Here is an 11,847-nt window from a genome sequence, read left to right on the forward strand (position 1 = left end):
TATCCGGCTGTGAAATCAAAATTGACTTCTATACTCGAGAGTACCTGATTCAAGCCTCCGAGAAACGATGAGCATCACCGCGGAATCCATTATTGACGATCTGGAAAACGATCGTTTACCTCTACCTACTTTACCCGAAGTCGCGCTCAAGGTTCGCGAAACAGCCGAAGACGACAAGGCTTCGATAAACGATGTTGCCAAGATCATCGAAACAGATGCAGCGCTTTCGGCGCGTATTGTCCAGGTCGGCAACTCGGCGCTTTATCGAGGCATCAGTCCAGCCGAGACCGTCCAGGCTGCTACCATGCGCATGGGCCTGGATACGGTACGTACACTTACAACCAGCCTGGTCATGAAACAACTGTTCCAGGCCACCCACCCGGTGGTTGATTTTCACCTGCGTAAAGCCTGGAAGCTGAGCACCGATGTTGCGGCCCTGAGCGCAATGATCGCCAAGAGTTCGTCATCACTGGAAGCGGATAGCGCCCTGCTGGCGGGATTAACCCACTCGATCGGCCTCTCCCCGATCCTGGTAAAGGCTGAAAGCGATCCTGCTTTACTGAACAATGCAGAGGCGCTCGAACAATTGTTGTTTGACCTGTATCCCATGGTCGGTAGCCAGATCTTAAAGCGGTGGAATTTCAGCAATGCGCTGATTAAAGTACCCGCCGAGCACCTGATTCTTCAGCGTAATGGAGACAAAGGCAAGGCAGACTATGTCGATGTCGTACAGGTCGCGCTGCTGCAGACCCTCGGGGACGATACTCATCCCCTGAAGGGTACAGACCTGAGCCAGGTTTCCGCGTTCGAGCGCCTGGGTATGAGCACTGATATCGATGAAATCGATATCAGTGGCGGTGTCATCGAGGTCGAAGAAATCAAGGTCGCCATTCGCTAAGCAGCATCGATCTGGCTTAACATCGCCTCCGGATCACGGTAGTTCAGTCCAATGTGTTGAAGTACTCCGGCTTTTACTAGCGCGAGGCTCGGAAAGTTGTTTATCCCCATTGACCGTGCGCTCTGAATTTCAACCAGCAATGCCTGCTGGGTTGACTCGGATACCAGGCTTTGCGCAAATCGCTCAACGTCGAGACCGATATCTGCCGCCAGTTCAATCAGAGTGCTGTTATCCGATGGATTTTTAGCCTGCAGGTAATAGGCCTGTTGAATTCGTCCGGTCATCGCCTCGTCATACTCGTCGCCCTGTTCGCGGGCCGCGATAACTGCACGATTGGCGGGATAGGTCGAGCGCCTTGGTGAACACTCGCTCCAGAATCCGTGGTTAAAGCGAGTGCCGGGGATGGTTTGCTCGATTCGGTGCCAGGTTTGCTGCAGCATCGTGGCCATTGCCGCAGGCATCGGTTCGTCCGAATCGGGTGCCAGGCCACCGACGATGCGACGAATGTGCATGTGTCCGGCGACGGCGTCAAATATTACCCGGCGCGTGGGTTCGAAGCCCCAGCACCAGCTGCACATCGGGTCATGTACGTAGATCAGGGTTTCCTGCATGACGTTATGCCTCATCTCCGATTAACTGTCGCATGATGGTTTCACAGGTTTCAATGGTGTCGATTCCGGCCACGCTTTTACCCGCCTGCCAGTAGTCTTTCTCACCTTTTTCATCCAGCGAAGAGTGTTTCAACTGCCAGATCGACTTTAAACCATAGAACATACGCATCCAGTGCTTGGTTTTGTTACCTGACAGCATCCAGCGGGAAAACCAGCCGAGGCCGGTTCCACTGCGTTTGATAAAATCGGTGTTGATGACCGACACCGGGATTCCGGTTACCCGTTCCGATAATACAATGTCTGACTCCACGGCAGAGAGCACCGCCTGCTTATAGGCATCGCTGGCACGACATTCAGTACTCGCGATAAAGCGTGTGCCGAGCTGACAGGCAGAATAACCCGTATCCAGCGCCTCCCAGAAATCCCGCGACTCGCCAATGCCACCTGCACATACCAGTGGAATGCCGAGCCCATGCAGTTCCTCGTAGATCTGCTGCATCGATTGCGGGCCCGCGTGACCGCCGGCACGATTGTTCACGCAAATCAATCCGTCGACGCCATTATCGAGGCCGATTTTCGCCCATTTCAACTCGGTAACATCGTGATAAACAAGACCTCCCGCGGCATGCACCCGTTCGGCCACCCAGCCCGGCTTTCCAAGGGAAGTCACAAAAAATCGTATGCCCTCTTCGAGTGCGATATCTATCCATTCCGACATGCGCTGATGATATTTCTTTGATGATTTCTCGATTAGCGCATTCATGCCGATGGGTTTATCCGTTAGCTCCTGCATCAATCGGATGCCCTCGCGGTATTCATGGCCGTGAACGTATGTCAAAGATATCGGCTGTAAAATACCGATACCGCCGGCTTCCGAGACAGCGGCTGTCAATTCAGGATTGCTACAGGGATACATGGCGCCACCAATTACCGGGTAACGGATGCCGACTTGCTGACAAAATGCGGCTGCTGCTGAGGATAGATCTCGGCTCATGTCGTCTCGTTTCCAATTAACCAGGTCGCTCGCACCCGTGTGACGGTCTCTCCACTTTGATCCCGCAGTATTGCCTCGACCTGGCACGGGGTATTGTCTGCCAGCGACTCGGGTAACTGAAACTCGGCAATGGCGGTTATCTTGCCGCGTGACTTTTTGATGTACTCCGCGTGGATATCGAGCACGATACCACGCATGTTAGCAGAAATGGTCGACAGTACTGCCAGGCCGGTTGCAATCTCACCGAGATTGACCAGAGCAATCGCGTGTAATGAATGCAGATGATTGCGAACCCTGCGCTTGTCCCTCAGGCTCACCCGGGCGTAGCCTGGCCGTATCTCTTCGACATAAGCACTGATCGTGCCGCTATAGGGCGCTACCCAACCGAGTGCAAGGCTGAATAAACGACGGCCGAATGGCAGTCCTTCGAGACGGGACCACCACTTGAGAACCGTCGCCTGATTTGCGCTGGATTTGATCTGTGTCATCGAAACGGGAGGCTTACTTGTGCGGCCTGATATTATGCGCTATTAATGAACCCATGGAAAATAAGGACCGGGAAAAACTGATTGCCGCTTTCGACCACATGGTGGAAAACGTCAGTGCAGCAATTCATGAAGCCGAAGAAGCCATCGCCCCGACGGTTGAGGAAATGGTACACAATTCGCAGGTACTGGCGCGCGAACTGTTTGCCCTGACCCAGGAGGAAGCAGAAAGCCTGGGTGACACGCTGAAACGCGACATGCAGAAAGCCAACAAAACCCTGAACCAGCAGGGCAAGGAACTCAAGGATTGGTTGAGCTTCGATTTAACGGTGGTCGAAGATCGTTTCATTGAAATGATTGCGCGTGCGGCGGATAAAACCTGGCTCGATTTCCGGGCTTTTGAAAATGAGGATCACCAGGCAAGCATTTATCGAAGCGGTGAAATCTGCAGCGCCGGTACGTTGTGTTGCAGGAACTGTGACAATAACATTACCCTACCCCAGACCGGCCAGATTCCGCGCTGCCCGGAATGCGACCAGGAAGAATTCTTTCGGGTTGTCAGCTAGCTGCCTGCAGCGATCAGGCTGGCATTACCGCCGGCAGCGGTCGTATCAATACACAGGTGACGCTCGACGATGAGACGGTCAAGCTCATCAACACCACAAATCAGCGGAATCAGCTTACCGTTTCTGTCCGCCAGGGCGATTCGGTAAGCGCGCAGTTGCTCAGCCCGGGCCCGCGACATTACGGCATCGATACCGTCTAGCATTCTCAGCGTCGCGGCTTCGACCGATCCATCGATTCCCACTGCCATTCCGAACTGCTGCAGGCGTTGTGCCAGTTGAGTGGCCTGTTCGGCCACGATGACGATTGCGTTCTGCTGTGCCAGTGCCGCGACTGCCTGCAGCAACGCATCGCCGCGTGTTGGTCCCAGGCACAGTACGACCCCGCGAGGATGCATCGATAACTGATTGGTCTCGCCTGTTGGCCCTGGCATCGTGTAAATTTCGATAATCGATTTAACCTCTTGCGGAAGTCCCTCGTCACGGGCTAGCCGTCGTAATTGGCCGAGGTCAGGATTCGAATCCGGGACATTGAAGCTGGATATTTTCGAAACCAGTTTCTGCAAGCTTGCAGCGTCGACCGACGCCTCATCGGTGCTGCTGTTTGGCAGACTTGTCTCGGCAACGAAACGTTGTAGATACCAGGGACCCCCGGCTTTAGGGCCGGTTCCGGAGAGGCCTTCACCACCAAACGGCTGGGTGCCTACCACGGCTCCAATCTGGTTACGGTTCACATATACATTACCGGCTTTTATGCGCCTGACGATTTGCTCGACTCGCGAATCTACCCGGGTATGAATACCAAAGGTCAATCCATAACCCTGTTCATTTATGGTGCTGACTACCTTATCTATATCGCTGGCCGCAAAGCGAGCGACATGCAACACAGGCCCAAAGATTTCTTCCTCGAGTTGCTCTATACCATCCAGCTGGATCACAGTCGGGGCTACGAACAGGCCTTCTTCCGGTACCGCTATCGATTTGAGTACCCTTCCCTGTTGCGCCATGGAGCGGCAATGTGATTCAATTTTTTGCTTTGCAGCCTCGTCAATTACCGGCCCGATATCCGTCGCCAGGTACCATGGATTCCCGACCTCCAGCTCGTCCAATGCGCCAAATAGCATTTCCAGGACTTTATCCGCGATATCCTCCTGCAGGTAAAGCATGCGCAATGCCGAGCAGCGCTGCCCAGCGCTCTGGAAGGCCGACGCAAGGACGTCGCGGATCACCTGCTCGGGCAACGCGGTCGAGTCGACAATCATCGCGTTCAAACCACCGGTCTCGGCGATCAGGGGTGCCGTCACCGGTAAATGCTGGGCCATGCTGCGATTAATGTGCGTCGCGGTTGCCGTCGAACCCGTAAAACAGATACCGGCGATGCGAGCATCGGCGCTAAGCGCTGCCCCGACGATTGCACCTGTGCCCGGCAGCAGCTGAAAGGCCGCGGGTGGAATTCCGGCCTGGTGTATCAGTTTTCCTGCAAACGCTGCAATCAGGCTGGTCTGCTCGGCGGGCTTGGCAATAACGCAGTTTCCGGCAGCCAGCGCGGCAAACACCTGGCCACTGAAGATCGCCAATGGGAAATTCCACGGTGAAATACAAACCATAACGCCACGCGCAACCAGGGAGCTATCCAGCGACTCGAGTTGCGCCGCGTAGTAGCGCGCGAAATCGACCGCCTCGCGCACCTCACCCACGGCATCGAGCCAGGATTTACCGGCCTCCCGTGCCAGCAAGGCGAAGAGTTCAGGTGCGTTTTGCTCGTACAGGTCGGCGACACGTTGCAGACACCGGGCGCGATCCTCCCTGGTGGAACCTGACCACTCGTCAAAACTTTCGAGCGCGCTCTGAATTGACCGATCGACTGTTTCGAGGCTCGCATCGATGACTTCTCCAACCCGGTCTTCGGGATCTGCAGGATTGAAAACCTCCCGTGCGACTTTCTCTTGTGTTATTGGCGCACTCGTCAGCGGTTCCGCCTGCCAGGTTGTTGTACTCAGGGTTTCACGTGACTGGTTAATTTCGTGCAGGCAATTCAGGTCGGTAATGTCCCAGCCCCGGGAATTAAGGCGCGCGCTGCCGTAAAGCGCCGCGGGCAAACAGATCCCGGGATTCGACAGTTGTTCTAGCTTCGATATCTGATCGATCGGATCGCTTGCTATGGATTCCGGGGAAATGCTGGTATCGACAATCTGGTTGACAAACGAACTGTTGGCGCCGTTCTCGAGCAGTCGACGAACCAGGTAGGCCAGTAAATCCTGGTGTTCGCCCACCGGTGCGTAGATACGGCAGTGTGCACCATGCTTTTGATGCACGTGTTCGTGCAATGACTCGCCCATGCCGTGCAGTCTCTGAAACTCGTAATCGTGCTGACCCCCCGCAAGGTTTAACACCGCGGCCACCGAATGTGCATTGTGCGTCGCAAACTGCGGATAGATTCGATCGGTCATGGTCAACAGTTTCCTGGCGCAGGCAAGGTAGGAAATATCGGTATTTACCTTGCGCGTGAATACCGGGTAATCGGAAAGTCCGAGTACCTGCGCGCGCTTGATTTCGGTATCCCAGTAGGCGCCTTTTACCAGCCGGACCATGATCTTGCGATCGAGGCGTTTGGCCAGGGCATAGAGCCAGTCCAGCATTGGCACGGCGCGTTTACCAAATGCCTGCACGACAACCCCGAAACCCTGCCAGTCCTGCAACGCGGGATTGGTTAGGACGGCCTCGATGACATCGAGCGAAATATCGAGTCGATCTGCCTCTTCCGCGTCGATATTGAAACCCATGTTGGCCGAACAGGCGAGCATGGCCAGGGATTCAACCCTTGGCACCAGTTCATTGATAACCCGGAGATACTGGCCTATTTCATAACGCGGGTGCAGTGCCGAGAGCTTGACCGATATGCCCGGGTTGTCACGGGTGCTTTGATGTCTGCAATCTTTTGCCAGGGCCGTGATCGCGTCCGAGTAGGCCAGGTGGTAGTGGCGTGCATCCGCCTCGGTGCGGGCGGCTTCACCGAGCATGTCGTATGAATAGGTGTATCCCTGTTGCTCGAGTTCCCTGGCTCGTTTTCTCGCCTTGTTGATGTTGGTACCGAGCACAAAATGTCTGCCAAGTTCTTTCATCGCCTGGGCTACCGCCGTGCGTACCAGGGGTTCACCAAGACGTTTTATCAGGCCATGCAAGGTTAAGCGTATACCCTGTTCATCTTCAGGGGCGACAATTTTACCGGTAAGCATCAGCGCCCAGGTAGAGGCATTGACCAGCGGCGACCCCGAATGACCCAGGTGTTCACCCCAGTTGCCCGGAGAAATTTTATCCTCGATCAACTCGTCAATGGTCTGTGCGTCGGGCACTCGCAACAGTGCCTCGGCGAGACACATCAGGGCCACCCCTTCCCGCGTTGACAAGCCATATTCAGCGAGAAAGTTTTCCATCATGCTGGGACTGCTGTCCGCGCGGACCTTCGTTATCAAGTCTGCAGCCATTTCGCTGATGGCCTTGCGTTCTGCCGCTTCGAAGCCAGCCTCTGCAACCAGGTCAGTAATTATTTCATCTTCGCTCCCGAGGTAATTTTCACGGATCTTGCAACGTAGCTTGTCGGCTGAAATGGGTGGGATGACAGACTGGTCAGCAGGCATGTATATTTTCCGTGGTAGTAGATAAAATTTCTCGACGCCGGACTCTAATATAGAGTCAAACCGGTTCCGATAAAAGGTTTACAATGCCAACAATAACATCAAAAGGGCTGCGGTAATGAACAGGTGGTACAAACGACTATTCAAACGTGTCGATGAGAAAGCCGGACTGGGCAAGCTGAAAATCAGTGAACAAACATTTTCAGAAAACTACCAGGGTGATTTCTCGGTAGACGATGCGATGGTCGACCTGCCCGTTCTGGCAACGATAAATATTCGCAACCGGGCACAGGCCAGGCTGGTGAAAATCTCCAGGGATCCCAGGAATTACTCGATCAAGCTATACACGCTGAAAGACACTATTCCCCTGTCGCAATCGATGCCGATATTCGAGTCCATGGGTCTGCTGGTACTGATTGGTCGACCCTATCGTATAAAGCTCGGTAATCGAAACTACTGGATTAATCATTTTACGCTCGAACGCGGCGATAATATCTGCGACGTCGATCCTGAAAAAATACCACGCTACTTCATGGAACTGTTCGACAGTATCTGGCGATCGCAAAGCGAAAACGACGATTTTAACCATTTATTGTTCACGGCCTGTATCAAGGCCAGGAATATCCAGATATTACGAGCCTACACCGCGTACCTGCAACAAATCCGGTTTCCGCACAGCCGCGAATACATTATCGAGACGTTGAATAGCTATCCCGATATCACCTTGCTGCTGGTCAGGAGCTTCATGCGCAAGTTCGATCCGGATAAAATCGACAGCGGTTCGCATCTCGAGTTATTCGCTGAAATCGAATCTAAGCTGAATGATATCGAATCCCTGGATCACGACCTTATCTACAAGCGCATGCTCAACCTGGTTGATGCGACGGTACGCACTAACTATTTTCAGAAAATCCCGGGTGATTCCGGGCACCTGAGCTTCAAACTTGATTCGCTTCGAATCGAGCAGCTGCCAAAACCGAGCCCGCTGGTCGAGATCTATGTTTATGCCCCGCGGTTCGAGGGAATCCATTTACGTGGCGGGCGTGTTGCACGTGGCGGGATACGCTGGTCGGACCGACGCGAAGACTACCGCACCGAGGTGCTGGGTTTGATGAAGGCACAAATGGTGAAAAATGCGGTTATCGTCCCGGCGGGCTCAAAGGGTGGATTTATCACCAAACAGGTCGCCCATTTACCCGCTGGGGAAGTTTATGGTGAGGTGCAGGCCTGTTACTCGCTGTATATTAATGCCCTGTTAGAACTGACAGATAACCGGATCGATGATGAAATCAGGCAACCCGAGCGCACCCGGGTTCACGATGACGCTGATCCCTACCTGGTGGTTGCGGCCGATAAGGGCACGGCGGCATTTTCAGATGTTGCCAATAGTATCTCCCACCAACACGGTTTCTGGCTGGATGACGCGTTTGCGTCGGGTGGTTCACAAGGTTACGACCACAAGAAGATGGGCATCACCGCGCGCGGTGCCTGGGAATCGGTAAAGCGCCATTTTCGTGTCCTCGGCCGGGATATTCAGCGAGAACCGTTCACCATTGTCGGTATCGGTGACATGTCGGGAGACGTGTTTGGTAACGGCATGCTGCTGTCGCCCTGTATCAAGCTGGTAGCGGCGTTTAACCATATGCACATATTTATTGATCCCAATCCCGATGTCAGGAAGAGTTATAAGGAACGGGAACGGCTATTCGGCATGCATCGTTCAAGCTGGCATGACTACAACAAGGAACTGATCAGTAAGGGTGGCGGCATTTTTCTACGCTCGGCAAAGCGCATCAATCTCAGTGCCGAGATCAAGCAACTCATCGGGTGCAAGCAAGATCACCTGACCCCGAACGAACTGATCGTATATATTCTCAAGGCCCATGTAGACCTGATCTGGAATGGTGGGATTGGCACTTACATCAAGGCGGCCACCGAATCCGATAGCGATGTCTCCGACAAGAGTAACGATGCGATTCGCATCAATGGTAGACAGGTGCGAGCCAGGGCCATCGGTGAGGGTGGTAACCTCGGGGTTACCCAGCGTGGTCGCATCGAGTATGCGCAGGCGGGTGGCCTTATCTATACCGATTCAATCGACAACTCGGCGGGCGTCAATTGTTCGGACAAGGAAGTCAATATCAAGATCCTGTTGTCACAGTTGGTCAAATCCGGGCGTTTGAGCAGTGAACAACGCAACCAGTTGCTGGTTGAAATGACCGATGAAGTTGCGCAGAAATGCCTGTTTAACAACTATCGCCAGACGCAGATCATCGACAGCATCGAGCAGCATGCAGCGCTTAATATGTATCAGCACGCGCGCTTCATGCGTCACCTCGAGGCCGAGAAGATATTAAACCGTCGGCTGGAACATCTTCCCAGTGATAAGCAGATTACCGATCGTATTGCCAAGAACCGGGGATTGACGCGTCCCGAGCTATCGATATTACTCTCCTATAGCAAGTTAACCTATAAGAACGCCCTGCTCGGAGCATCCTCGCTGACGGAAGACTGTTATGATCCCCTCCTGTTAGGCTACTTCCCACGCCTGATCCGGAAACGATTCGCCGATGAAATTCGCAAACATCCACTGCGCAAGGAAATTATTGCGACAATACTGAGTAACCAGATTGCCAACAACATCGGTATCGGTTTTGGTTCCCGTATTCGCGAAGAGACCGGTGCTACGATTGAAGATATCGCCAAGGCCTACGTGGTCTGCGTCGAAGTTTTCGACCTGTACGATACCTGGAGAAAGCTGGAGAAGCTCGACAATGTCGTCCACGAAAAGGACAGGTATGATTGTTTCCAGGATGTCAGTGGATTGCTGGAGCGTTCGATAAGCTGGTTACTGCGTAATCAGCCTTCGGATTTCGACGTCAACGAAGTAATCGAAAGTTACAAGGCCGACACGGTTATTCTGCGAGACGTCATTTCGAGCGTCATCGTTGGCCAGTCACGCAAGAATTATCTGGCTAACAAGCGTCGTTTTGTCAAATACAGGCTGCCTAAAGCACTGGCACACGAGCTGGTGGATAAAACAACGCTGGCTTCCGCTTTTGATATCATCGAAATCAAAACCAAGCTGCAAACCGAAACCGAAAACGTGGCGCGAATGTTTTATGCGTTATCGGAACGCCTGCAGTTGCACTGGATCAGGGATGCAATATCTACAACGATCGTTCGCACGCACTGGAATCATCTCGCGATCCTCAATTTACGTAATGACTTACACGCCAATCAGCATAATCTGACCGAATTGATTTTACAGATGGTCGGAAACAAGCGTCACGTCAATAAGGCGATGGCTATCTGGGAGCAACAGAATACCGACGCATTGCAGCGTTATGACAGTATTCTCAATGAATTCAGCGCGATGCGAAGCTGCGATTTCCCAACCATTAGCGTCTCGGTTTCAGAGGTACGCCGGCTGGTACAGCTCGGTAAGAGGCAACCCGTGTTGCAGGATGAAACGAGTTGATCCCGGTTCTGCGGACGATGGGTGTAATACGTTGGAGTATCTAAATTGAAGATAGAAGTTTTTTAAATTATTTTATATTACATATACTTAAGAAAACTACTTAAAGTAAATTATTGGACTCAATATAACACTTATTGTTGATTTTTTATCCTGTCACCGTTTCTCCGGGCCTGTTTAGTGAAAATAAATAGCCAAACTGATAGATAATAAATCGAACCTCTACTTAAGACCTCACTTTCTTTTCAGCCACAGCATCCGATAGTAAACTCGCGCCATGAGCCGTTTCAGGGAAAAGTTTGATCACCAGATATGGCGGGTCGTTGCAGCGATTCCACCCGGACACGTTATGGGCTACGGGGAAGTAGCCAGGGCCGCAGGATTCCCTCGTTATTCCCGGATGGTAAGCGCTGCGCTCGGTCGGTCACCGGAGCCCTTGCCCTGGTTTCGGGTGGTGCGTTCGAATCGCACGCTGGCATTTGAAGTCGGATCCAGCAGTTACCGGGAGCAGGCACAATTATTGAAACAGGAGGGCGTACACTTCGATGGTTTGAAAATAATTGAACCTGACTCCGATGACAGCCTGGACCGGATGCTCTGGGGCCCGCAAGACTAGTTGTAAATTAAACCTGTAAATGACGGGTTACTGGTATTTTGCCGCCGTAATAAATTCATCGAATGATTCGCACCAGACAACAACCGCGCCGTAATCTGATGGATTGACATTTTCCGGCATCGGCAGGATAAAATTTTTAAAAGTCTTGATTTCCCCGATGTTGACAGAACTGTCCTTTACCAGCATGAACTCCTGTTCGTTCAGGACCAGGTCACGGGTCAGGTAAAGCCGATAAGCGGGTCCCGGTGCCAGCGAACCCTTGAAACTGACCTGCTTCGCCGAGATTGAAACCTGTCCTTCGCCCCAATGCAGAAAATCGCTGCCCGGCAGGTCTTTTCGAAAGCGGGCGCTGAACATCGCCTGCGTGGATGAAGATGCCACCTCGGCATCGCTTGGTCCCTGCGGTGCCACCAGGATCGGCAGCAGGTAGATACCAAGCGCAAAGCCGATTGCCAGCGCAATTCCATGGGTAATCAGGAATCTTATCAGTTTGAACATTTCAGTCGAACGCCCGAGGTTTCGTCGGATTATGTCTGCAAGGGGTTAAAAAATCTACCGGAAAACTGT

Annotated in this window: 9 protein-coding genes; 4 read left to right on the forward strand and 5 right to left on the reverse strand. The window is 52.9% G+C overall.

Annotation, left to right across the window (positions count from 1 at the left end):
• Positions 1-67 precede the first annotated feature (67 nt).
• Positions 68-898, forward strand: a complete 831-nt coding sequence (locus OES20_14195) for an HDOD domain-containing protein (protein MDH3635847.1) — start codon at positions 68-70, stop codon at positions 896-898.
• Here the strand turns inward: OES20_14195 and OES20_14200 are convergent.
• The 3 genes from OES20_14200 to OES20_14210 are packed head-to-tail and all read right to left on the reverse strand — an operon-like array spanning position 895 to position 2,991.
• Positions 895-1,524, reverse strand: coding sequence for a DsbA family protein (locus tag OES20_14200; GenBank protein ID MDH3635848.1), 630 nt, complete (start codon positions 1,522-1,524; stop codon positions 895-897). The genes OES20_14195 and OES20_14200 overlap by 4 nt on opposite strands.
• Complete coding sequence (locus OES20_14205) at positions 1,514-2,503, reverse strand: nitronate monooxygenase (protein MDH3635849.1); 990 nt, start codon at positions 2,501-2,503, stop codon at positions 1,514-1,516. Before OES20_14205 ends, OES20_14200 begins: the two co-directional genes overlap by 11 nt.
• Positions 2,500-2,991 (reverse strand): DUF4442 domain-containing protein, encoded by a 492-nt coding sequence (locus OES20_14210; GenBank protein ID MDH3635850.1) that lies wholly within the window; start codon positions 2,989-2,991, stop codon positions 2,500-2,502. The genes OES20_14205 and OES20_14210 overlap by 4 nt, the downstream gene beginning before the upstream one ends.
• Between OES20_14210 and OES20_14215 the strand changes: the two genes are divergently transcribed.
• Positions 2,985-3,554: a zinc ribbon-containing protein gene (locus OES20_14215; protein MDH3635851.1), complete on the forward strand. Its 570-nt coding sequence runs from the start codon at positions 2,985-2,987 to the stop codon at positions 3,552-3,554. The genes OES20_14210 and OES20_14215 overlap by 7 nt on opposite strands.
• Here the strand turns inward: OES20_14215 and putA are convergent.
• Positions 3,551-7,189 (reverse strand): bifunctional proline dehydrogenase/L-glutamate gamma-semialdehyde dehydrogenase PutA, encoded by a 3,639-nt coding sequence (gene putA, locus OES20_14220; protein MDH3635852.1) that lies wholly within the window; start codon positions 7,187-7,189, stop codon positions 3,551-3,553. The genes OES20_14215 and putA overlap by 4 nt on opposite strands.
• Positions 7,190-7,304: 115 nt before the next feature.
• On the opposite strand from putA, the gene OES20_14225 reads away from it, so the two are divergent.
• Positions 7,305-10,667 carry an NAD-glutamate dehydrogenase gene (locus OES20_14225; protein MDH3635853.1) on the forward strand — a complete coding sequence of 1,121 codons (3,363 nt, stop codon included), beginning with the start codon at positions 7,305-7,307 and terminating at the stop codon, positions 10,665-10,667.
• A 274-nt stretch (positions 10,668-10,941) separates the two neighbouring features.
• Positions 10,942-11,280, forward strand: coding sequence for an MGMT family protein (locus OES20_14230; protein MDH3635854.1), 339 nt, complete (start codon positions 10,942-10,944; stop codon positions 11,278-11,280).
• Positions 11,281-11,307: 27 nt separating this feature from the next.
• On the opposite strand, the gene OES20_14235 is transcribed toward OES20_14230, so the two are convergent.
• Complete coding sequence (locus tag OES20_14235) at positions 11,308-11,778, reverse strand: DM13 domain-containing protein (protein MDH3635855.1); 471 nt, start codon at positions 11,776-11,778, stop codon at positions 11,308-11,310.
• Between the last annotated feature and the right edge of the window lie 69 nt (positions 11,779-11,847).

The organism is Gammaproteobacteria bacterium (assembly GCA_029862005.1).
In the GTDB taxonomy this organism is placed as follows: Bacteria; Pseudomonadota; Gammaproteobacteria.